The 21,625-nt window shown below is 48.6% G+C and carries 19 protein-coding genes and 2 pseudogenes; 9 read left to right on the top strand and 12 right to left on the bottom strand.

Annotation, left to right across the window (positions count from 1 at the left end):
* The 9 genes and pseudogenes from OGY10_RS17100 to OGY10_RS17060 form a co-directional block, all read right to left on the bottom strand.
* Window positions 1-155 (bottom strand): annotated as a pseudogene (locus tag OGY10_RS17100) (DUF932 domain-containing protein); the annotation flags it as partial.
* A gap of 119 nt (window positions 156-274) precedes the next feature.
* The gene (locus OGY10_RS17095) at window positions 275-748 is read right to left on the bottom strand and encodes a YfjT/YkfB family phage-associated protein (RefSeq protein WP_096002207.1); all 474 of its coding nucleotides are present in this window, start codon (window positions 746-748) and stop codon (window positions 275-277) included.
* A 71-nt stretch (window positions 749-819) separates the two neighbouring features.
* Complete coding sequence (locus OGY10_RS17090; protein ID WP_072420579.1) at window positions 820-1,272, bottom strand: hypothetical protein; 453 nt, start codon at window positions 1,270-1,272, stop codon at window positions 820-822.
* A gap of 35 nt (window positions 1,273-1,307) precedes the next feature.
* A complete protein-coding gene (locus OGY10_RS17085) occupies window positions 1,308-2,024 on the bottom strand; it encodes a helix-turn-helix transcriptional regulator (RefSeq protein WP_072420580.1) in 717 nt (238 codons plus the stop codon).
* Between the two features lie 243 nt (window positions 2,025-2,267).
* Window positions 2,268-3,143 carry a GTPase family protein gene (locus OGY10_RS17080; RefSeq protein ID WP_023303014.1) on the bottom strand — a complete coding sequence of 292 codons (876 nt, stop codon included), beginning with the start codon at window positions 3,141-3,143 and terminating at the stop codon, window positions 2,268-2,270.
* A 258-nt stretch (window positions 3,144-3,401) separates the two neighbouring features.
* Window positions 3,402-3,511 (bottom strand): annotated as a pseudogene (locus OGY10_RS17075) (arsenical resistance protein ArsH); the annotation flags it as partial.
* A 52-nt stretch (window positions 3,512-3,563) separates the two neighbouring features.
* A complete protein-coding gene (locus OGY10_RS17070; RefSeq protein ID WP_024274587.1) occupies window positions 3,564-3,968 on the bottom strand; it encodes an H-NS family histone-like protein in 405 nt (134 codons plus the stop codon).
* A gap of 563 nt (window positions 3,969-4,531) precedes the next feature.
* The gene (locus OGY10_RS17065; protein ID WP_010434226.1) at window positions 4,532-4,759 is read right to left on the bottom strand and encodes a hypothetical protein; all 228 of its coding nucleotides are present in this window, start codon (window positions 4,757-4,759) and stop codon (window positions 4,532-4,534) included.
* 268 nt (window positions 4,760-5,027) lie between these two features.
* Window positions 5,028-5,246, bottom strand: a complete 219-nt coding sequence (locus OGY10_RS17060) for a cold shock domain-containing protein (RefSeq protein WP_000203924.1) — start codon at window positions 5,244-5,246, stop codon at window positions 5,028-5,030.
* A 278-nt stretch (window positions 5,247-5,524) separates the two neighbouring features.
* Here OGY10_RS17060 and cspF point away from each other — a divergent pair, with 278 nt between their 5' ends.
* From cspF to OGY10_RS17045, 3 genes are all read left to right on the top strand, one after another.
* Window positions 5,525-5,737 carry a cold shock-like protein CspF gene (cspF, locus tag OGY10_RS17055; protein WP_071601025.1) on the top strand — a complete coding sequence of 71 codons (213 nt, stop codon included), beginning with the start codon at window positions 5,525-5,527 and terminating at the stop codon, window positions 5,735-5,737.
* 75 nt (window positions 5,738-5,812) lie between these two features.
* Window positions 5,813-5,983 carry a YnfU family zinc-binding protein gene (locus tag OGY10_RS17050; RefSeq protein ID WP_305955329.1) on the top strand — a complete coding sequence of 57 codons (171 nt, stop codon included), beginning with the start codon at window positions 5,813-5,815 and terminating at the stop codon, window positions 5,981-5,983.
* 155 nt (window positions 5,984-6,138) lie between these two features.
* Window positions 6,139-14,721 carry a GH36-type glycosyl hydrolase domain-containing protein gene (locus OGY10_RS17045; protein ID WP_196351518.1) on the top strand — a complete coding sequence of 2,861 codons (8,583 nt, stop codon included), beginning with the start codon at window positions 6,139-6,141 and terminating at the stop codon, window positions 14,719-14,721.
* A 19-nt stretch (window positions 14,722-14,740) separates the two neighbouring features.
* On the opposite strand, the gene OGY10_RS17040 is transcribed toward OGY10_RS17045, so the two are convergent.
* Entirely contained in the window at window positions 14,741-14,974 is a 234-nt protein-coding gene (locus OGY10_RS17040; RefSeq protein WP_004132711.1) for a YnaE/YdfK family cold shock protein, read from the bottom strand.
* A gap of 93 nt (window positions 14,975-15,067) precedes the next feature.
* On the opposite strand from OGY10_RS17040, the gene OGY10_RS23730 reads away from it, so the two are divergent.
* The 3 genes from OGY10_RS23730 (at window position 15,068) to lpxP (ending at window position 16,766) form a co-directional block, all read left to right on the top strand.
* On the top strand, window positions 15,068-15,304 hold the full coding sequence (locus OGY10_RS23730) for a YnfU family zinc-binding protein (RefSeq protein WP_350360144.1): 237 nt from the start codon (window positions 15,068-15,070) through the stop codon (window positions 15,302-15,304).
* A 79-nt stretch (window positions 15,305-15,383) separates the two neighbouring features.
* Window positions 15,384-15,656 (top strand): hypothetical protein, encoded by a 273-nt coding sequence (locus tag OGY10_RS17035; RefSeq protein WP_171279005.1) that lies wholly within the window; start codon window positions 15,384-15,386, stop codon window positions 15,654-15,656.
* Between the two features lie 201 nt (window positions 15,657-15,857).
* Window positions 15,858-16,766, top strand: a complete 909-nt coding sequence (gene lpxP / locus OGY10_RS17030) for a kdo(2)-lipid IV(A) palmitoleoyltransferase (protein WP_286577090.1) — start codon at window positions 15,858-15,860, stop codon at window positions 16,764-16,766.
* A gap of 384 nt (window positions 16,767-17,150) precedes the next feature.
* Here lpxP and OGY10_RS17025 read toward each other — a convergent pair whose 3' ends face one another.
* Complete coding sequence (locus tag OGY10_RS17025) at window positions 17,151-18,068, bottom strand: hypothetical protein (protein WP_023303008.1); 918 nt, start codon at window positions 18,066-18,068, stop codon at window positions 17,151-17,153.
* 415 nt (window positions 18,069-18,483) lie between these two features.
* Here OGY10_RS17025 and OGY10_RS17020 point away from each other — a divergent pair, with 415 nt between their 5' ends.
* Together OGY10_RS17020 and OGY10_RS17015 are read left to right on the top strand one after the other, a co-directional pair.
* Window positions 18,484-19,062, top strand: a complete 579-nt coding sequence (locus OGY10_RS17020) for a YagK/YfjJ domain-containing protein (protein WP_063444312.1) — start codon at window positions 18,484-18,486, stop codon at window positions 19,060-19,062.
* A gap of 107 nt (window positions 19,063-19,169) precedes the next feature.
* Complete coding sequence (locus tag OGY10_RS17015; RefSeq protein ID WP_072420663.1) at window positions 19,170-19,379, top strand: helix-turn-helix transcriptional regulator; 210 nt, start codon at window positions 19,170-19,172, stop codon at window positions 19,377-19,379.
* A gap of 216 nt (window positions 19,380-19,595) precedes the next feature.
* Here OGY10_RS17015 and OGY10_RS17010 read toward each other — a convergent pair whose 3' ends face one another.
* On the bottom strand, window positions 19,596-20,204 hold the full coding sequence (locus tag OGY10_RS17010) for a DUF1062 domain-containing protein (RefSeq protein WP_012543048.1): 609 nt from the start codon (window positions 20,202-20,204) through the stop codon (window positions 19,596-19,598).
* Between the two features lie 961 nt (window positions 20,205-21,165).
* Here OGY10_RS17010 and OGY10_RS17005 point away from each other — a divergent pair.
* Complete coding sequence (locus OGY10_RS17005) at window positions 21,166-21,600, top strand: VOC family protein (protein WP_012543049.1); 435 nt, start codon at window positions 21,166-21,168, stop codon at window positions 21,598-21,600.
* Window positions 21,601-21,625 lie beyond the last annotated feature (25 nt).

The following is a 21,625-nucleotide window of genomic DNA, read 5'->3' as shown; positions in this document are numbered from 1 at the left end:
ATGGTGATGGTCGGGATGTAGGTATAACGGTCTGAACGAGATTCATGCTTGTCACTCCCGAACACGCTGGGTACATGACTCATCAGCTCTTCATGGGTCAGAGGCCGGTCACGGCGTATCTGGTTTATACGACCAAAGCGGCTGGCTAATCGCATAGCTAACTCCTTATCTGATAATGAATTAAAAACAAAAAGGCCATGTTCCCGAAGGAGCATGGCCTGTTGCTATCTGGTGTTGGTATGTTGTGGGGTGGAGAGGTCTGAAATGTAAGTAACTAATCGCTGTAGTGTGTGGTCCGGCATTCACTGAGGTCAGACAGCTCTTTTTGCGTATTCTTCAGCCCCGGACTGAAGGAGCCAACTTTATTATTGTTGACGTAAACATCGAAATTGGACGACTGACCCAGCGCGTCAATAAATGACACCCAGGCATTATCACCATTTCGCCAGCCGAGGGATGAAGGTAACGGATACTGGCTGCTATCCATGACTACCGTTATTTCTGTCCCGTCGTCATGAGAGCTTATTGATGTCCCATCAGGCAGGGTGAGATCAACACCGTGTTGCAGAATATTCTGCGCATCCGGATTGCCAGTACAGTTCAGATTAAACACCACCTTATCCGGGCTGGTAATGATATATTCGGTCACGCCCATCCCAAAACCACTCGTCCACATATTGGGAATAGCCTGTGCTGTTGATACAGAAGCCAGCATAGCTAATGTAACTATTACGTAAGGCAGTCGCATAATGTTGTCCTAAAATCATGTAATAAAGCTTTTGTTGTGCAAAACAATAAAGAAATGAATAAATAGTTGGGTTATTTTATTTGTTTGTAGCGAAACGCTTCTTTCCCGGCATAAATCCCGACGAGATCGTCATAACGAGGGTCCTTTTTATTCGGGCGGAACGTTACGTTCATATCGGGACTGCACATATCCTTCATGGTCAGATTGAATTCTTTACCTGGCGTAATGGTATACCCTGTTGCCACATCATCTTTACTGGGAGTGATCCACCCCCATATGCCACCCGGACAATCTCTGGAAGGTTTCGAGCGAACAACAATAAACCATCCCATTGAATCCACTTCCGTCGCTGTACACAGTTTTCTGACCTGTCGGTGGGCATCACACCAGAATATATTCCCACTCTTATTATTCACTGCCGCAGGCAGGAACCCGCTATAAGGACGTGCTGCGTGAGAATTACCTGCGATAAGCAGGGGGAACAACATGACTGGCAGTAAAGAAAATAATTTCAATTTTTTCATTAGATTAACCTTACATTCAATTATGGAGACTATCTCTAATCAGTGTGTCCGGATTGCCCCCGACTTTCTGATGGAGAAAATGAATTCAGCGACTGCTGAATAAAATGGAAATGAGGTAAGGCAGAGATAAAATGTTTATCTTCCGACAGCTGATAGAGAAGCTCACTGCGAATAAATGTTTCCCGGGATGGCCTTACCAGATGAATCTCATCCAGCCGGAAGACACGTAATTGCCTGTTATGTTCAGCGACCAGATACCAGTAACCATCCAGGGCGATTAGCCGGTAAGGTGCAACGGCCTCATGACGCTCCCCTTCAGTCAGAATGGTGATGCGCTGACATCCCGAAATAGCTCTGACCAGCCTGTAGAAGCAGAGTTTTCCTGCCGGGGGATGAGGTCTGTCCTGATGCCATACCAGACAGGGTCGATCATCACAGTCCAGCAGGCTGCTGACCAGTCGCCGGTCAAAGCCCGGGAAAACCCCGGCCAGCCCCGTGCGGTGAGCAAAGGTCAGAATATCTATTTCCTGCCGCGTACTGTGAATATCTGAGCGCAGACTGCACTGCCCCTGGTAATAATCCAGGTCGAGATACATCAGACGTTCCCGAAAGTCACGACGTAACGTGCGCTCTGACACCCCGAATTCAGTTGCCAGCTTGCGAATAAACAGAGTTTCACCGGACACCAGGCGGCTGATAATCAACGACAACCTGACGGCAAGCCGGTCATGTCGCCGCTCCTGAAGCGTCATGAAAGATTTCTCCTGAGAAGTTAACTCTATGAATTAATAATGATTACTTTAAAGGAAGGAGTGGACAGGGTATGGACAACATCGGAACTATTTTTTATGAGCAGTCCAGCCTTGTAGGCGCTCGTCTGACAGATAATGATGCTTCGCCTGATTTAATTGATGATAAAACGCAGTGGAAAGGACGTGTCCACAATCAACACATCATTAACAACCAGTTCATCATTCGCAGAGAAAATTGCGATATCAGAAGAATATCCAGTCCCAGACGGCCCGTGCGACCGACACCACCGCATCACGCACGCTACGAATCACCGTTTTCAGCGATGCAGGCATGAACGAAGATGATTCTGCGGTATCGAAAACCCGGCCCACAGCTTCACCGAAATTGTTACGGGCCTGCGACTTTACCGGCTCTGTGCAGAGTCTCCCGTGCAGTTGTGTCGCTACCGGGCTGGTGGCGCGGTCAGGCAGACAGCGCATCATGGTTGCCACCATCTCCTCAATACCCCAGCCAGTGCTGGCTGACACCACACAGACCGGATGATACGGTTTAAACATCGCCATAATCGCAGCCTGCTTTGCTTTAAGATTTCCCAGTTGGTGCGGTGAAGGTTTGCTGGTGAGGGTATCCCATTCATGACAGGGTTCGATTTTGTCGGACTGGTTAATCACAAACTGTACCTTTTGCCTGTAAGGTTGCATTACGCCGTGCCAGAACTGCTCGTCCACGGTCAGTGCCCTATCATCGGCCTTAATGAGCCACAGCACCAGATCCAGCTCCGGCAGGATTCGACGGTACAGGGCCCGGTATTCATGATCCCGTCGCCCGCTTTCACCTACACCCGGTAAATCGACAATCACCAGACTGTGACAACCGCTGCGCAGCCGGAAGCGCAGTACGTCGCGAGTACAGGCGTTCACGTCACTCACCGGGGACACCTCGCCCCGGAAAAGTTCGTTGCAGAGAGAGGATTTACCAGCACCACTTTTGCCCATGATGCCAATCACCGGCTCGTAGTGAGTCAGGTTCTGGATACGTTCAAGAATAAGCTGGCGAAGCGTGTACGGAAGCGACGCAAGCGGTTGTTCAAAGGCCTGAAGGCCATCAGGTTTATTCATACAGTAGTCTCAGCGTGAAAAATTAAAAACCCCGCGTTCCAGTCAGGAAGGCGGGGGATTCACAGAGATGATATCTATCTGAAATTACTTGGGATTTTAGATTAACACGTAAACGGACTTCTGCAGGGCAGAACTAAAAGATGTCCGCTTAGTGCCAATGGCAGACGTTGTTAAGCTCATGCAGTATGGATTCACGAAGAACATACGTTATTTTTTGTCCTGATTGACTCGGAATGAAAGCTCCTGATGGCTCTCTTTTCACTCGCTGTAGCGATCTGCAAGATAACCGGTTTCTCCCTTAAGCAGCGCTGTGATTTTAAACAGGCCTCGGCTACATCGACGGAACTAAATGTTTCTCGACTATTCTCTAAGGCAACTTGCGGCATTTACAAAAAAGAGCCGGGTTTTACCCGGCTCTTTTTAGCTGATTTCAAAATCTTTTAATTCCCCACCTTCAGCAATCAGATTTGAGATCCGCTTCGGCATTCGCCCCTGACCTGACCATGTTTTTGACTCTCCAGTTTCGTCAGTATATCGATACTTCGCGGGGCGGGGGGAGCGCGTCCTTTTAGCCTTACCCGGAGAGCCAATAGCAGCTAAAAGTTCGGAGGGGTCGATACCCTCATCAAGCATCATCTGACGAAGTGTTTCCAGTTTATCGCGGCGCTGACTTTCATTTGCAAGACGTAATGTCTCTTCTTCTCGTCGTTCTATAAGAATAATTTTAAACTTTTCCAGAACATCTTCCAGTACATCTAATGACATTTCACGAGTCTGAGAACGTAAGGTACGGATATTGTTTAACTGTGTTAGAGCATCTGACATAAAGAGACCTTTTAAAGTTTTTTCGTTGTTCAGCAAATACCAATGTCGACGGTTGCTCATCGACCCGATTTTTCTTACTGAGCATTTTAATGCGATTGGGACATATTGTTATTAACGAGGTTTAGACTACTTATATAAATCTCTTGTCGCAAGAAAAAATTAAGAAGAATGTGTAAGAACTAAATTACAACTCCTACGAAATGTCCATGCGTTTTTGAAGGTACTTAAAACTATGATGCCAGGAGTCATCCGGAGAGCCTTTTTATATCCTCATAACTTATTGCTTCAGTCACACCTGATGAGATTTAAAATGAGGAGAGACAGCGCCGCCACTTAGCAAGGTTTTTCACAAATGGCAAGATGGCACGCAGGGGAGAGACACCTGCATTTTGTCAGAAGGTAGCGAATTACTTTTTCTTTATAGAGGTGTTTCTAAAAAAGTGTAATGTAAAAAAAAAGCCTGCTGTTAGCAGGCCATAAATGTTTTCAACTCATTTTTGTTCGATTCTGATAAATAGGGTAAGCATGCAATTAAACGTGGAGCAGAGAGCATGACAAAAATGCTATAAATATTTCCTGGCCGCATCAAGTATCTCCTGTGACGTTAACTCCCTGTCAGTAGCCACGTAAACAATACCATGATCGCCAGTTAAGGAAGGAAAACCTGCAGACATAATCCGAAGATGTGTTTCTTCACCGTTTGGATATTCCTGCCTGATAGAGGATATACCTTCCAGAACGGTCATGACTTTACAGGATTCAGCATTAAAGAAAACAAGGACTTTAATCATATTCTATTACCCTGTTCTCTCGTGGATATTAACTGGCAGATGCCATTAAGGTCAAAGCCATTACGCACTTCTTATTTAACATGTGGTTAGTTTGTGCTTTTAGACTTTTTATGCAGTAGTACTGCACTTCATCACATCGGTTAGCATACTCATAATTTTGAAAAATATGCTGATCAGATATTATGAATAAACGACTTTCATCTGATTTAAGTTATGGATCTGTCTACTCAGGAATAATCCTTTATAGTTATCGCAGACCCACAATGATTTATTTATCGCAAAGTGTTACGTTTGCAGCAGCAGGACCCTTGTCTCCGCGGTGAATGGCGAATTCAACTTTCTGACCTTCAAATAAAGTTTTAAAGTTGTCGCCATCAAGTGCAGACAAATGGACAAAGATATCTTTGCTGCCATCAAGAGGAGAGATGAAGCCAAAACCTTTGTCTTCGTTAAACCATTTAACCAGGCCCATAATTCTAGAGGTCATACTGACTCCGTTATACATGATTGTATTGATAGTAAACGTATAGGATTAAACATATGGACTCAAAAGAGGGGATATCAACGATAGCGCCTGGTAATGAGAACTGCCCGGAAAATTTCTAACTTTCATTAGTACATCGAACTGATGGGATTCATTAAGGCACAGGGAATCGATATAAGCAAATTATCTTTTAGCCGTCCAGAGGTCCTGTAGGGAAAATAAAAGTGGCTGAATGCCATTTTCAATGTATAGTCTTTACGTGTTTTCAATAAGGAATTGACTTGTCCCATAAAATGACAGGAATTGTCAAAAGCTTTGATATTCTTAGTGGTAAAGGCCTCATCATCCCATCTGATGGAAGAAAAGACGTTCTGCTTCACATTTCAGCCGTTAACTCCCGCGAATCAGAATTACTCATCCCTGGAAGGCGCATAGAATTTTGCCGGATAAACGGTCTCAGGGGGCCTGTGGCTGCGAACATTTATCTTTCCTGATTTTCAGTGTGTCAAAATAGATAGATTAAAACTTAACCATATGTGGTACGGTGAAGCTCATTCATTGAAAGGTTAATGGTTATGTCTGTTATCAATTACGCAATGAAATTCTTCAGCAGTGCGTCTACTGCCACTGCTGCCTGTCCTGTTTGTGGCTTAAAATCAGTACAACCGTTGTCAAAAATCCGGCTCAACCAGACCATGCTTTGCCCCGGATGTAAGGCTCTGTTTATCTCCCGACGCTAGCTCGACCAAAACCGCAGAACAGAGCTCATGTCCTATACTTATGTTAGATTCCGGCAGCTGTTAAATCCCTGATGCCTGACGCCCATCCTGAGAGAACGTTTCTGAACTGATTTCGCAACTGCTCCTGCGCGCTAACGTTGCATCAGAGCAATGCTATGAAAATGATCCCCAGAGCGTGGTTTAACCGCTCCCGTATTCCGAAGAATGCTGCCGAAAACATAACGTTTTCGGCGAACGATCCTGCCGGTGAAAGCTCGCCGCGGTCAGAACTCTTTTCGACCGTCCAGATGGAACGCTACGGCCAGAAGCTGGCGCGAACTCATAAAGTATCACCGGATAGGCATCCTTATTATCTTCTGAAACGGCTTGGCGACAATGAGGCCGTCATTACCCAAAACTGCTATGAGCTTAACGCGGGTAAAAAGACCAGTATCATGCCCGCCGGTGAATGGCTGCTGGACAATTATTATCTGATTGAGGAACAAATCCGCACTGTCCGCCAGCATCTGCCGAAAAGCTTTGGCAAAGGTCTTCCGTCGCTTGTATCGCCGTTGAATTGCCCACGAATTTATCATATTGCATCAGAGGCCATTGCTCACGGCGATGGCCGCTGGGATGCCGCCAGCCTGACCAGCTATCTCACTGCCTATCAACAGGTGACGCCGCTGACGCTGGGTGAAGTCTGGGCGTTACCGGGAATGCTGCGCCTTGCGCTGATTGAAAATCTTCGTCGTATCAGTATGGAAGTGATAAAAGCGCAGCAGGACAGAAACCTTGCTGATACGTGGATAACAAGGATTGTCGAATGCGCAGAGAGTGCGCCTGGTGATTTAATCATGGTGGTTGCCGATATGGCACGCTCCCGACCTCCGTTAACCAGTGCGTTTGTCGCAGAGCTGGTGCGGCGCCTGCAGGGGCATGGCAACGCGCTGTCGTTACCTCTGACCTGGGTTGATCAGTGCCTTCGGGAACAGGGGATCACCACTGACGTTCTCATACATAGTTTCAATCAGCAGCTTGCCGCCAGCCAGCTGTCCGTCAGTAACAGCATCGCGGGCCTGCGTTTATTGAGTGAAACGGACTGGGCTGATTTCGCCGAAACGATAAGCGTTGTCGAACAGGCATTACGCAATGATCCTGCCGGCATCTATCCCCGGATGCACTTCAATACCCGGGATCATTACCGGCACGTAGTTGAGGTTCTGGCCAGGGACAGCGGTCTCAGCGAGCCTGAGGTTGCTGAGAAGGTGCTGGCGCTTTCAGAGGAAAAAGCGCCCGATACACCGGAACATCATGTTGGTTATTATCTTGCGGGCGAAGGTCGACAGGCGCTGGATATTCATCTCCTGGCAGACGCCTCAAGGCTCATACGCTTGCGGCACAGTTTCAACAGAATAACCCTGCTGTCATGGCTTGGAAGCCTGGCGTTGCTGACAACCGCAGCGACCGCAGCAATATTGCACGAAACCGCCATGCAGGGCGCAGACTGGCTATTGATCGCGGTGATATTACCTCTGATTATCGCATTAACTCAGTTAATGAGCGATTTGCTCAGTGATGCAACCACCCGTTTTCGCGTTCCTCGACCCTTACCGGGGATGGATTTTTCAGCCGGTATTCCCGCTGACAGTGCCACCATGTTAGTCATTCCCTGCATGTTGACCAGCCACGAAAGTTTCAGCCAGCTCCTCACCAGTCTTGAAGTCTGCTGGTTGGGGAATGAAAACGAAAATCTCAGGTTCGCGCTGCTCACTGATTTTGCTGATTCTGAAAATGAACCCTCGCCGGAAAGTCACGCGCTGCTCAGACAGGCTATCGCCGATACGCAGGCGCTTAATCGCCGCTACCCCTCCGGCCGACCACGTTTTTATCTGTTACATCGCCAGCCTGAATGGAACCCCTCGGAAGGAGCGTGGATGGGCTATGAACGCAAGCGGGGAAAACTGGCGTTACTGAACAGCTGGTTGCGCCATCCCGGAACGCAATTCGTCAGCGTTGCAGAGATGCCTGCCCACCTTTTACCGGGTCACATAAAATACGTCATTACCCTGGACAGCGATACGGTGCTCCCGCGCGATACGGCACACAAACTCGTCGCGACGATGGCGCATCCGCTGAATACGCCTGAGTATGATCCGGTACGCCAGAGGGTTGTCAAAGGATTCGGTATTTTACAGCCCGGTCTTGCGGAGGAGATACCACGCAACGGTCAGGGGCGTTACGCAGCCCTGCGCAGCAGCGTACCGGGCAATAACCCTTATTCGATGATGTCTTCGGATATTTATCAGGATCTCTTTGGGGAAGGCTCGTTTGTGGGCAAAGGGATTTACGATGTTGATATTTTTATGCAGGCCACTACCAACATCTGCCCGGAAAATCTGGTACTCAGCCACGATCTGCTTGAAGGATGCTATGCACGTTCGGGTCTGCTGAGCGAGGTGTTACTGTACGAACAGTACCCTAATAATTATCTGTCGGATGTTGCACGACGTTCACGCTGGATCCGGGGTGACTGGCAACTGCTTAACTGGCTAAAACCACGCGTCAGAAAAGCCGATGGAACCCGGGTCAGGAATCCGCTGACCGCGCTTTCTTACTGGAAATTACTCGATAATCTACGTCGCAGTCTGGTCGCCCCCTCCTTACTGATATTGCTGTTCTTCGCTCTGCTTTGGGTACCCAACCCGGTTTACTGGCTGGGCATACTGTTGCTGATATGGCTGTTGCCAGCCATCCTCTGCATCAGCCACGACCTTCTGCATAAACCTCTGCGTCGCCGCGTGAAGCCGCATCTGTTAATGGTGGGGGCGGGCGCGCTAAAGCGTCTGTCAGGTATCAGCCTTAATTTTGCGATACTGCCGCACGAAGCCGGATATTCGCTGAAAGCGATCGCCGTGACGCTATGGCGACTGGGGATAAGCAGGCGTCACCTCAGCCAGTGGGTCAGCCACAGCCAGGACAGCAGTCAGGCCAGACCCACTGTTGCACGTTTTTATCAGGCGATGTGGCTGAACGTTGCCGGTGGCGTGGCGCTGACAATACTGACCGGACAATTTGCCCCACAGCTGCTGGGGATTGCGTTACCGATCGGTTTGGTATGGTGTGTGGCACCGCTGCTGATGAGCTGGCTGAGTCGCCAGCCCGTGCGTAAGGTTTTTTCGCCTAATCAGGAACAAAAACAGCTGTTACGCCAGACAAGCCGTGAAATCTGGGCTTTTTTTGAAACATTTGCCACAGCAAAAGAGAACTGGCTTCCGCCTGATAATTATCAGGAAATACCACAACCGACGGTGGCACACCGAACTTCTCCTACCAATATTGGTCTTTCACTTATGGCTAACCTGACGGCATGGGACTTTGGCTACCTGCCCGGCGGAGAGGTGCTCCGGCGCGTGTCGCTCACGCTCGACACGATGGATAAAATGGAGCACTACCGGGGCCATCTCTACAACTGGTATGACACCCGTACGCTGGCCCCCCTAAGTCCACGCTATATCTCCAGCGTCGACAGCGGCAATATGGCCGGGCATTTATTGACCCTGCGTGCAGGCCTGTCCGCCATGCGTCATCAGCCTGTTTTAAGCAACCAACAGATACTGGCAGGACTGAACGATACGCTGGATATTCTGGAAAAACAGTGGGGTAAGAACCCACCTGACAGCCTGAGACTGCTGCGCAAGCATTGCCTGAACGCGGTGTCGCTCTCTCCGCAGGCGCTTTTCAGCGAACTGAAAAGCATGCGCACCCAGTGCAACCATCTGACCAGCGCATGTCATCAGGGATCTCCTCTTCAGATGCGCTGGGCTGGACATCTGGAGCATCAACTGGTTCAGCTTTGCCATGAGTGGTCTCTGTTGCTTGGCTGGTTGCCTGCATCCTGGAATGAACAGACGCTGCCGACGCTGAGCGAGCTTGCCCGTCCGACATTAACCGGTACAGGAACGCCTCCGGCGTCAGTGGCGGAGCAGGCCCGAATGCGACTCAATATTATCACCGAGCTGGAACAGCGGCTGGATGAGCATGCCCGGATGGATTTCGCCTTTCTGTACAGTGAAGCAACCAGTCTGCTCAGCGTCGGTTATAACTGTGACACCAATATGCCTGACAAAAGCCACTACGATCTCCTGCCGTCTGAAATCCGCCTGACCAGTTTTCTTGCCATTGCGACTAATCAGCTGCCTCTTAAAAGCTGGTACGCGCTGGGTCGATTGTTTACCACGATTGATAATGAAACTGCCCTGATGTCATGGAGCGGATCGATGTTTGAATATCTGATGCCGAATCTGGTGATGCCCACCTGGCCCGGCAGCCTGCTCGATGAAATGAGTCAGTCGGCGGTTATGCGCCAGATTCACTGGGGGAAAGAACGCGGGGTACCATGGGGTGTTTCAGAGTCTGGCTATCATGCTTTTGATGTTCAGCATAATTATCAGTATCAGGCATTTGGCGTACCGGGGCTCGGTCTACGCAGGGGGCTTGCCGATGACATGGTTGTCGCTCCTTACGCCACGCTGCTGGCGCTGATGGTTTCCCCGCAGAAAGCCTGTGAGAACCTGTTCAGGCTGCAAAAAAATGGTGCATGCGGAGAATACGGTTTTTATGAAGCGCTGGACTATACCCCCTCACGTCTTGCAACCGGTCAGCTCTATGCGGTGGTACAGTCCTGGATGGCGCATCACCAGGGTATGGCATTTCAGGCGCTGGCTCATGTGCTGCTTGATGCCCCCATGACTGAACGCTTTATGTCCAGTACGGTATTCCGGTCAGCGAGTCTGCTGTTACAGGAGCGCGTGCCGGATGCGGTCGATCTGTACAGTCCGCGCCGTCATTTTGAATCTCATGAGGGCATGGTCAAACCCGTTCGCTATGAACCCCGTATTTTCTATAGCGTGGATACCCCCGCCCCGGATATTCAACTCCTGTCCAACGGCCATTATCATCTGATGTTGACCGCGGGCGGCGGCGGTTACAGTCGCTGGAATGATATTGCACTAACGCGCTGGCGCAGTGATACCACCCGTGATAACTGGGGAGCATTCTGCTACATCCGCGATACCCAGACGGGAGATGTGTGGAGCAATACCTGGCAACCAACAGGCTACACCAGCGGACAAGACGAGGAAGTGTTGTTCACCGATGCGGGGGCAGAATTCAGACGCAGCTTAGGGGGACTCAGCGTCAAAACTCAGGTGGTGATCTCTCCGGAGGATGATGTTGAATTGCGACGGCTCACACTGATTCATCGTGGTCGCAAGCCTCGCTCTCTGGAGCTGACAACCTATGCTGAAGTGGTACTGGCACCTGATGCCAGCGATCTGGCACACCCGGCATTCAGCAATTTGTTTATTCAGACTGAGCTGGCTCCTGAACGTGACGCTATTCTTTGCCACCGGCGCCCGCGCTCACCGAATGAACCGGGCCCTTGCCTGTTTCACATGATGGTGGTGCACGGCGATAACCGACATAACGTGTCGTTTGAAACGGACAGGGCAAGGTTTATTGGACGTGGCAGAAACCCTGCGAATGCACAGGCAATAGAGACGGGAGGGATGCTAGGCAACACGTCGGGCTCGGTGCTGGATCCGATACTGGCAATTCGCAACGCCATTATTCTGCAGCCGGGGCAGCCGGTTACGATTGATATCATTTATGGCATCAGCGAGACCCGTCAGCAGAGCCTGGCGTTGCTGGAGAAATATCGCGATTACCCTATCGCCGATCGCGTCTTTGAACTGGCCTGGTCTCACAGTCTGGTGGTATTGCGCCAGATGAACGCCAGTGAAGATGATGCCACGTTGTTCAATAGTCTCGCCAGCGCTGTGCTTTACCCTGTCCAGGAGCTGCGCGCCGAAGGCCAGGCGATCGGCCGCAACCGGCGTGGCCAGTCCGGACTGTGGGGCTGGGCAATTTCAGGGGATCTGCCGATAGTGCTGCTGAGTATAACCAGCGAGGAAAGTATCACCTCAGTGACCACACTGATTCAGGCACACCGTTACTGGAGACAGAAAGGGCTGGATGTTGATTTAGTTATCCTGAATAACAGCCCCGGCGGCTACCAGCAGGGATTACAAAATCAGGTTATGGAGTTAATTTATGCCGGGTCTGAAGCCAGTCTGCTGGATAAAAAAGGCGGGCTTTTTGTCCGCAACGGTGAGCATCTCTCCGCTGAGGATAAGTTGCTTTTGATGAGCGTGGCCTGTCTTTATCTTGATGACCGCGCAGGGGGTATTAATGAGCAGCTTAACCAGCGTATTCATACCCTGAAATCGCCGGCAAGGGCATTCATTCCGCGTGCTGTGCGCGAGCGTAATCAACATACGGACTGGAGCCCTGATACCAGTCAGTTATGCCATTTCAACGGATACGGTGGATTTTCTCAGGATGGGCGGGAGTATCAGATCGTCCTTCGGGAAAATGCGCTTACACCGGCTCCCTGGTCGAACATACTGGCAAATTCTCGTTTTGGCAGTGTGATCTCAGAGGCAGGGCAGGCCTATACCTGGTATGAGAATGCCCATGAATACCGGTTGACGCCGTGGGAGAACGATCCGGTGAGCGATCGCAGCGGCGAGGCATTTTACCTGCGCGATGAAGAGAGCGGGGAGTGCTGGTCGCCGACGGCTTTACCTGTTCGCGGACACGGTGATTACCTGACCCGCCATGGTTTTGGCTACAGCGTTTTTGCCCATCGTGAGAGTGGTATAGACAGCGAGTTGACGGTCCTGGTTGCTGAAGAAGATCCGGTTAAACTGGTGCTCCTGACGCTCAGTAACTCTTCGGGACGGACACGTCAACTTTCCGTCACAGGCTATGTAGAGTGGACGCTCGGAGAAACACGAACGCGCTCAGCCCCTCACATTGTGACACATGTGGCCAGAACGCCCGGCGGCTGCGGGATACTTGCGAATAACTTTTATGGTGATAATGGTGGCGGCCGAACTGCATTTTTTGCCGTCAGCGGTAATGACTGTTCTCTGACAGGGGACCGCCGGGAGTTTATTGGCCGTAATGGTTCCCTTCACGCCCCTTCGGCTATGAAACTGCAAAAGCTTTCTGGTAAGACGGGGGCCGGTCTGGATCCCTGCGGAGCGGTGCAATCGGCGGTTACATTAATTGACGGGGACCAGAGGACGTTTATTTTTATCCTCGGTGCAGAGGAGAATGATGTTTGTGCTCAGGAGACGCTGGCCCGCTACATGAACGAGGATACGGTCCGCCAGGAGCTGAACCGGATTCATAATCACTGGCACAATGTTCTCGATAAAATCGTAGTTAACACCCCCGACACGTCCGTAAATTTACTGGTTAATGGCTGGCTGTTGTATCAGACGGTCGCCTGCCGTCTTATGGCCCGTAGTGGCTACTATCAGTCTGGCGGTGCATTTGGTTTTCGCGATCAGCTGCAGGATACGCTGGCTCTGAGCCACGCTGCTCCGGACCGGATGCGTGAACAGATAATACTCTGTGCATCACGGCAGTTTATCGAGGGGGATGTGCAGCACTGGTGGCACCCGCCTCACGGCAACGGTGTGCGTACCCGCTGTTCCGATGACTATCTTTGGCTGCCGCTTGCTGTTTGCCACTATGTTGAAACGACGGGGGATATGGATGCACTGGAAATACGCATTCCTTATCTGGAGGGACGCTCGCTTCAGCCTGGTGAAGAGTCTGTCTATGACACGCCGGTCATCAGCGGCACCGAAGAGACATTCTGGTTACACTGCGTCAAAGCTATTCACTATGGACTTCGCTTCGGGGAGCATGGCCTGCCGCTGATGGGGGCTGGTGACTGGAATGACGGGATGAACCGGGTGGGTATCGAAGGCAAAGGTGAAAGCGTCTGGCTGGGCTTCTTCCTGTACGACATTTTGCAGCGGTTTGCAGCGCTGGCGGAGCGCAGGCTGGATGAAAGCGTCGCCGCGATGTGCCGTTCACAGGCTCTGCGCCTGCAAAGTAATCTCGAAGCCCACGCCTGGGATGGGGAATGGTACCGGCGCGGGTATTTTGACGATGGTACTCCCCTGGGATCGAAAACCTCACAGGACTGCCGGATTGATGCGATTGCGCAGAGCTGGTCTGTATTGTCCGGCGCCGCGAGCCCGGGACGGTGCGCAAAGGCCATGCAGGCGCTGGATAAGCACCTTGTGGATAACGAAGGAGGGCTGATCAAACTGTTAACGCCTCCTTTCGACGGACACGGTCCAAATCCGGGCTACATACAGGGGTACCTGCCCGGCGTGCGGGAAAACGGAGGGCAGTATACGCATGGCGCCATCTGGGCAGTGATGGCCTTTGCCCGAATGGGGAATGCCGGACGAGCCTGGCAACTCTGGTCAATGCTCAACCCTATAAATCATACCCTGAATGCGGACTCTGTCGGGATTTATAAAGCTGAGCCTTATGTCATGAGTGCTGATGTCTACAGCGTCGCTCCCCATACCGGACGTGCAGGGTGGAGCTGGTATACCGGTTCCGCAGGCTGGGCCTGGCGTTTACTTACCGAGGAATTACTGGGGATAAAACGTTCCGGCACTGACTTTAGTGTTCATGCCAGGTTACCGGATGAGTGGTCGTCTTTTTCTATGGCATATCAATATGGTGAAAGCCATTATCAGATTAGTGTTTCACGCGGCGATGCAGAATATTGCGTGACGCTGGATGGTGTTCTCCTCCCTGATGACAGAATACCGCTGAAGGATGATGGACAAAACCATACGGTTGAGATCATTCAGAACTGACACTGATCCCGGAGGTGCATTAACGTCTGCCGTTAATGCGCTGATTATCCCTGAGAACATCAATCGCAGTCTGCATGGCGATTTTGTCATCCCGCCTTTTTTGTTTGTCCTGCATGACCTGAAGGTATTCCAGCAAGGTGCGGGTATTAATCGGTCGGCCCTGTTTACCCACAGCCAGCACGGCTTCGCCAAGAATAATTTTCACAGGCGGTAGTTGTGCCGGATACCAGTCAAGGGTGTCTTCTGATTTCATCTTAAATTTCTCACGGAAGGGTAGTGTATCATAAATAAGATGTTCAATTTTCAATATCTGATATCCTGATTCAGACACAACTTAACATAACTTATGCCAGTTATTTTTCTATTAAAGCGTATAATAATCACTCTATTCCTCAGAGAATTATTTATGTCTTATACAAATGGGCTCAGGTATTTTAAAGAAAGACCGGTTCATGTTGCCTGCCCGGTATGCGCACACAGAGCCGATCAGAAAGCAGGTAAACTAAGAAAAGATGCGGTTCTTGAGTGCCCTGCCTGCGGACTGTTGTTCAGGCCTTCAGAATGCTGGTGTATCGGCGGCTGATCAGCTTCTGCCACTTAACGACAGTGATGTCGGAAAATGACAACATTTCTCCTGTACTGCAGTTGTCGAGGGTATGATAATGAAATCTAAAAAATCTGTTTTTATTGAAGGACATATCCTGTCGAACAGCTGTCACGGACAGGCTGGCCAACCTTTCTGTATTCACCGGGTCAGGTTTAGTAATGGTAAATATGCGATTATCCGGGTGGCTTCAGGGATATGTTTCAAACCAGGCGAAAGTATTCAACGAAACGATTGCGAGTGGTTTTATAAACTTACCAAAATTCGGCTTCTTTCTTTTGAGTACCTTGATGATGATGAATCAAGAAGACAATTTCTTGAGTATCAATGATAAAACCATGGATTTATAACAGAATAAATTTGCTGGCTTACAATTCATCCTGGCTCTTTAAATCCTTTACCAGGCATTTCAAAATTATTTTCTCTGAATTTAGATGGGTTTAAATTGTCTAAAACAAAATGTATCGCTAAAGACGAATTGCCTCATTGTTTTCCTTTTGCGTTATAACCTTCATTAGCATTAAGGAAATTTATGGCACAGACGTTTACTCATAATTTACTTCATCCTCGCCACTGGCTTACCTGGTCTGGTTTGGGTCTGCTGTGGCTTCTCGTTCAGCTTCCTTACCCGGTTTTACATATTCTGGGTTCTGGCCTTGGAAAAATATCCAGACCCTTTCTGAAACGTCGGGAAGGAATTGCGATTAGAAATATCGAACTGTGCTTCCCCGAGATGACACCGTTTGCCCGGAGCCAGATGGTTAATAAAAACTTTGTTTCTCTTGGGCTGGGACTGATGGAAACAGGAATGGCCTGGTTCTGGAGCGATGCGAGAGTCAAAAAATGGTTTGATGTTGAAGGGCTTGAAAACCTGACCGACGCGACAAGAGGAGTAATGGTTGTCGGGATTCATTTTATGTCCCTTGAGTTGTGTGGAAGGGTAATGGGGTTATGTCATCCTATGATGGCAACGTATCGCCCACACAATGATCCATTAATGGAATGGGTACAGACAAAAGGGCGTATGCGTTCAAATAAAGCTATGATTAATCGCCGTAATTTATCTGGTTTTGTTCATGCGCTAAAAGCTGGTGAAGCCGTTTGGTTTGCACCAGACCAGGATTATGGGTCTAAAGGAAGCGTTTTTGCACCTTTTTTCTCGGTAAAAAAAGCAGCAACGACGAACGGAACGTATGCTCTGTCAAAGCTCGCTGGTGCACACTTAATCACACTTAGCATGATTCGACGTAGCGATAAAAAAGGTTATCACATGTATATCAGCAATCCGTTGTCAGGCTATCCAGGGGAAGACAAGGTCGCCGCAGCGGCTTATATGAATAAGATCATCGAGCATGAAATTCTCCGTGCTCCTGAGCAATACCTGTGGATGCATCGCAGGTTCAAAACGCGTCCTGAAGGCGAAGTCTCTTTATACAAATGAACCACTCTACTTGTCATGAGCCAGAATCTGTCTTTCTTGACACTGCGTATTTGTAAAAAATGCGATAAGGAATTTTCGATCGGATTCATGTTAACGATGGCTTGACTGACAGCCAAGGTTAATCAATCGAACCGGTTCGGATTTGAAGGTCCGTTTTTCGCTCACAGCGGACCTTCAGATCAGCTAGCTTGTAAGCTTCGAGTCAGAAGCAAACGATCTAAAAGGCAGGCACAGCTCCGACGTCCATACCCCGCCATATTAATCTTTAACAGTATGTGCTCTGTACCTAACGGGACAAGGAAAAATTAGTTAGAGGACTCTGGGTCGACTCAGATTCATCACTACATTGAGAAATCAGACCAGGGCATCACTGCGATCACAACGCTATTTAGTAGATTTCCGGTAAGATTTCGCTGCCTGCCAGGCATGTTTCATCTTCTCAATAAACTCCAGCTTCTCTTCAGGTTGGGCGTTCCACACATCCATAGCCGCAATAATCATGTCATAACGCATAGAGGTATTATAAGGGCGAAGATAGCTCGCTATTCGTCCCTTTCCTTTGAGATAGTCCCAGAGATATACTAACTGAGTTTCATCATCACGTGACATCCAGTCAAAATCTGTTAGAAAAAAATCATATTGCTCAAGCCAGCGCTCATGCAGTTTTTTGAAATAAGAGATCTTATCTCCAAGTGAGTATGGAGCTTCATCAATGTACCTCATCATACCATTGATGAGTTCACGCTCAGTTACCGGAGTGGGGTTGTACAGAGCGGTACAAGCTCCCGCGTTCAGATAAAATCGGGAAAAAACGCGTTTCGGTTTTTTCGAAGCAGTGGCCTGTGGATTTGTTATCAGATCCCAATCAATATCATCCAAATCGATATTCAAATTAGAGAAATCAAAATTGGTGAAGATATTATCGTCCATTAAAAGAGAATTAAAACCACCTGAACAACCGGCGTCATTCCCCAACCCACCAAGTGTCAACCCTGCAGGTAATACTGGATATTCAAAAATATAATGGTGAGCAAACCACGATGCTCTTGGTGTACCTTTGAAACAATCAAAATAATCTTTATCAATCAGTTGCAGGTCGGCCCATTCTTTAAGTGTTTTCCGCGCAGCTTTGATTCTGTCCTGATCGCCAGAAAAATGCCGTTCAAGTATCTGAGAGATCAAATGTCGAAACTGATCCGGCGTATCATAAGTACTGCACAGTAACGAGTGATCAGTATTTAAAAACCCATCAAGCGTTTTTAAGTACATTATCTCGTAGCGGATCATATCGTAATGCAACATCGTCTCATCCCTCTGATTCTGGCTTCCGAAAAGAGATTAACATGGACATCTTTTTGGTAGATGGAGGCGAATCACAGACCTGAAGAATGACTGATTTTTAACTGATATCCTGCTGATTTTATTGTGATAACACTCTGACATTTTACTGCGTTATTCCTGTGGTTTTTACTCTATGAATCCCCTCTGTTCACCTCATTAGAATCGCTCAACAGCAGATATGAACATTTGGGTTTTTAGTATAATTAAAGGGGACTCCCTGTTTCTATCCACTCTGTTCATAGCACCTTCCCCCAACAAGCAACCCTGCCTGTATTCCCCAGGATACACAGTTCCCTGTATCAGCCGTATCCCCGCTTCTCTTAAAAATTACATTTCATCCCAATCCTTTGTACTCCACCTGACAAAGGATAAATCAATGCACACACCTTACCCCTTTAACCCCAGATATACGATGAACTGGTTTCTACTGTCTCTGATCAATGACCACCTGAATCAGCTAATGAACCGATACTCCCGAATACAGGCCCTCAGACTCGACCTGTTCTATCAGAAAGGTACAGAGCGTTTTAAACGTCATTCATGGAACGAAACCGAGCGAGAAGTACGTGTACTGATTGAACGCACCCTGCAGCACACAAATCTGACAGGGTATTTCTGGGTACTCGAGAACTCTGTAGACCACGGCTGCCATGCCCATATCGTGTTCTATCTCGACAGGCACCTTAACCAGGCTACCTACCCAATAGCTGAGAGAGTCGGAACAATATGGCGGGAAATAACGCAACGAGAAGGCTATTACAACCGCTGCGAATACAAGCCCGCTTATGAAGTCAGTATTGATAGGCCAGTGAACTACGATGATACCGAAGCCATCCATAACCTGCGCTACATCATCAGCTATCTCGCCAAAGAAGAGCAAAAACACGGTCACTATCACTACGGAGCCAGTGAAGTACCGCCGCCCAGCGGACTGGGGCGTCCTCGCACGCTGTAACTCACGTTCTGCACTTTTTAACGTATCAATCCATTGATGTGGAAGGGCTGGTAGTAACGAGCAATCAACCACCAGCTCAGGATAATCCCACAATGGAAGACAGCATTATGACAGAACAAATTTCTTTGCTTGATGACCAACTGGTGGATATGCGGTTCATCACTAAGCTTACAGGGCTGACGGACAAGTGGTTTTACAAGCTGATAAAAGACGGCCAGTTCCCGAAGCCAATTAAGCTGGGCCGCAGCTCCCGCTGGAAGCAAAGTGAAGTCGAATTATGGTTACAGCAACGGATTGCCGATTCACGCGGTCATTGATACAACCCATTCAATTAAGCTACACCTTTCCCGATATCCCAATCCTTAAAGCACCATTAGACTCGGCACAATTCAAGCGATATCGTTTATCACCCTATTAACTAAAGTTCTCAATTCTGAAGCTGAAAAACTGAAGCTCCCCTATCCCCGGCCTATCTGGCATTATGTTGAACCGCTGCCACACGGGCGTTTATTACCTCAGGGGAGCTTAATATTTTAACGATGCGTCAGAACAATCCTGCGCCTGGCATATAACGTTTCCGCAGACAGCTGGAATTCATATTCCGCTGCCTTTAGCTTTCTCGATTTAAGCATCTTCATCGTAACGCCGCTGATCTGCCCTGACTCCAACCCTCTCAGAATTTCACCAGCGCTCAGCATGAGCTGTTGCTTCAAAATCGACAGCAGACTTACCTGAAATGAACGGGAGATCCTGACACTAACGCGAACCCGCTGGTGGGCGGTGATGCTTAACGGCCAGCGCTCCTGAACGGTAAAATCAGGCCGACCCGATAGCTCGGCGTTGTTCCGCTTCAGCGTCGCGATATCACAGGCAAAATGTTGAACCGTGGCGGCATCGTTTGTCATTAGCCGATGATAAAGCTGGCGGTCAATTTTGCTGACGTGCAGACGCGAAAACAGGGAGATATTCCAGGTGTAATCACAGTGTGTGCATTTATAGATACTCCACACGTCCAGCACCTTCTTTTGCGAATTAACCCGAAATGCACCTGACGGCGTGAAGTCCCGTTTAATGTTGCATGAAGGGCATCGTTTCGCGATGCGCTGATACCCCACAGGCGTGACGGTCCATGTAACTTTCATAACGTACCTTTTTTAACCCATACAAAATCGGATCCGTACTGAACGGACCATAAATTTTTATGTATGAAAAATATTTAAGAGATATTTTTCAGCAGGTTAAAAAAAGATTTCCAACGTTACATTCCTGTAGATGTTCAACGAGATAAGTCGAGATTATCAAAATGGCGCTTTTTAGGTAAATGAGTTCAATCAATATTTATGGTGGTTAATCACGCTACTTAACCCCCCGGGAATCCCCCGCCTAGGATGTAATTGCATTGATGGCTAATCAGAAGCAATTATCTCTCCAGTTCTCATGAGCGCCTATCAATTAGCAGTACTGGATAGTCTCACCTTGTTTATTATTTGAGTGCGTATTATTCGGAAGGCATTATTTAAATAAACGCTAAACAACGATTTATTTATTATGGATATACTGATTTTATCCGTTAACCTGTTCTGGCTAACAAACGAACAGTTATACAGGAGGAAACTGTCAACCCGGAAGGAAAACGGTTAGCCACTTGTGGCTTGTTTTTACCGTTACGTTAGCACCAGGGCAACTAACCTTGCTCACAAGTGCCTTGTTTGTGGAATGATTCTTTTTCATTGTTTAGCAGCCTGTGCAGGCGGCTCTTTTTAAGGAGGCAGCATGCCACTCAATAAAATGAAGCGTCATGCCATACTCCACACGCTCTCTATACCTGAACGTAAACTACGCCCCGTAAAATGGCTTGCTCTTATCTCATCCCTGCTCGTTATATTACAACTGGCAATTGAGAGCCTGGTCATAAGCGAATAACGGAATAGCAATTCCTGTACAAAGACCAATTCTGGAATGATTTTCTGATATCTGTCGGGTTCAGAGCACAAAACTTAATGTATTTTTTTTCCAACAACACAATCATTACGTAGAGTTGTGCCTCTGTTGAGTTTCACAGGTAAAGACCTGACTGACAGAATCTGAATAAGGAAATGAACCATGGATAACTATACGCTGCATCGTGGCAGACTTATCGACCATATCCAGCTCGTGGTAAACAACTTTGCCGCAAGCAAAGCGTTTTACACTGCTGTTCTGGCGGAACTTACGATCCCCATGGTTATTACCGATGACGATTATATCTGGGCTGACGAACTGGTCATTTCGTCGGTTAAAAGTTCGGAGTCTGGCGGAGTGCCTACAGGACGGCACCATCTGGCCTTTCAGGCCGCAGACCGTGAATCGGTGAACGCGTTTTACCACGCAGCACTAAATCATGGCGGACGTGATAACGGCGCACCTGCCGAACGAACCTATCATCCCGGATACTATGCCGCTTTTGTTCTGGATCCGGACGGTAACAACATCGAAGCTGTTTACCATGGTGAGGGCGATCGCAGTGCCCGCTCTGTAGAAATCAGCTTCACTGTCTGAGAAAACAGGGAGCATATTTTCCCCT

The organism is Citrobacter sp. Cpo148 (genome assembly GCF_030332375.1).
In the GTDB taxonomy this organism is placed as follows: Bacteria; Pseudomonadota; Gammaproteobacteria; order Enterobacterales; family Enterobacteriaceae; genus Citrobacter; species Citrobacter portucalensis.
Note: the sequence above shows the minus strand (reverse complement) of the source record. Positions and strands in the feature narration are given on the sequence as shown.

Bases quoted from the DNA above. Each gene is read 5' to 3' on its own strand.
- OGY10_RS17095 (WP_096002207.1), bottom strand. From the start codon at position 748: ATGCGACTGCCTTACGTAATAGTTACATTAGCTATGCTGGCTTCTGTA.
- OGY10_RS17090 (WP_072420579.1), bottom strand. From the start codon at position 1,272: ATGAAAAAATTGAAATTATTTTCTTTACTGCCAGTCATGTTGTTCCCC.
- OGY10_RS17085 (WP_072420580.1), bottom strand. From the start codon at position 2,024: ATGACGCTTCAGGAGCGGCGACATGACCGGCTTGCCGTCAGGTTGTCG.
- OGY10_RS17080 (WP_023303014.1), bottom strand. From the start codon at position 3,143: ATGAATAAACCTGATGGCCTTCAGGCCTTTGAACAACCGCTTGCGTCG.
- OGY10_RS17070 (WP_024274587.1), bottom strand. From the start codon at position 3,968: ATGTCAGATGCTCTAACACAGTTAAACAATATCCGTACCTTACGTTCT.
- OGY10_RS17065 (WP_010434226.1), bottom strand. From the start codon at position 4,759: ATGATTAAAGTCCTTGTTTTCTTTAATGCTGAATCCTGTAAAGTCATG.
- OGY10_RS17060 (WP_000203924.1), bottom strand. From the start codon at position 5,246: ATGACCTCTAGAATTATGGGCCTGGTTAAATGGTTTAACGAAGACAAA.
- OGY10_RS17050 (WP_305955329.1), top strand. From the start codon at position 5,813: ATGGTTATGTCTGTTATCAATTACGCAATGAAATTCTTCAGCAGTGCG.
- OGY10_RS17045 (WP_196351518.1), top strand. From the start codon at position 6,139: ATGAAAATGATCCCCAGAGCGTGGTTTAACCGCTCCCGTATTCCGAAG.
- OGY10_RS17040 (WP_004132711.1), bottom strand. From the start codon at position 14,974: ATGAAATCAGAAGACACCCTTGACTGGTATCCGGCACAACTACCGCCT.
- OGY10_RS23730 (WP_350360144.1), top strand. From the start codon at position 15,068: ATGCCAGTTATTTTTCTATTAAAGCGTATAATAATCACTCTATTCCTC.
- OGY10_RS17035 (WP_171279005.1), top strand. From the start codon at position 15,384: ATGAAATCTAAAAAATCTGTTTTTATTGAAGGACATATCCTGTCGAAC.
- lpxP (WP_286577090.1), top strand. From the start codon at position 15,858: ATGGCACAGACGTTTACTCATAATTTACTTCATCCTCGCCACTGGCTT.
- OGY10_RS17025 (WP_023303008.1), bottom strand. From the start codon at position 18,068: ATGTTGCATTACGATATGATCCGCTACGAGATAATGTACTTAAAAACG.
- OGY10_RS17020 (WP_063444312.1), top strand. From the start codon at position 18,484: ATGCACACACCTTACCCCTTTAACCCCAGATATACGATGAACTGGTTT.
- OGY10_RS17015 (WP_072420663.1), top strand. From the start codon at position 19,170: ATGACAGAACAAATTTCTTTGCTTGATGACCAACTGGTGGATATGCGG.
- OGY10_RS17010 (WP_012543048.1), bottom strand. From the start codon at position 20,204: ATGAAAGTTACATGGACCGTCACGCCTGTGGGGTATCAGCGCATCGCG.
- OGY10_RS17005 (WP_012543049.1), top strand. From the start codon at position 21,166: ATGGATAACTATACGCTGCATCGTGGCAGACTTATCGACCATATCCAG.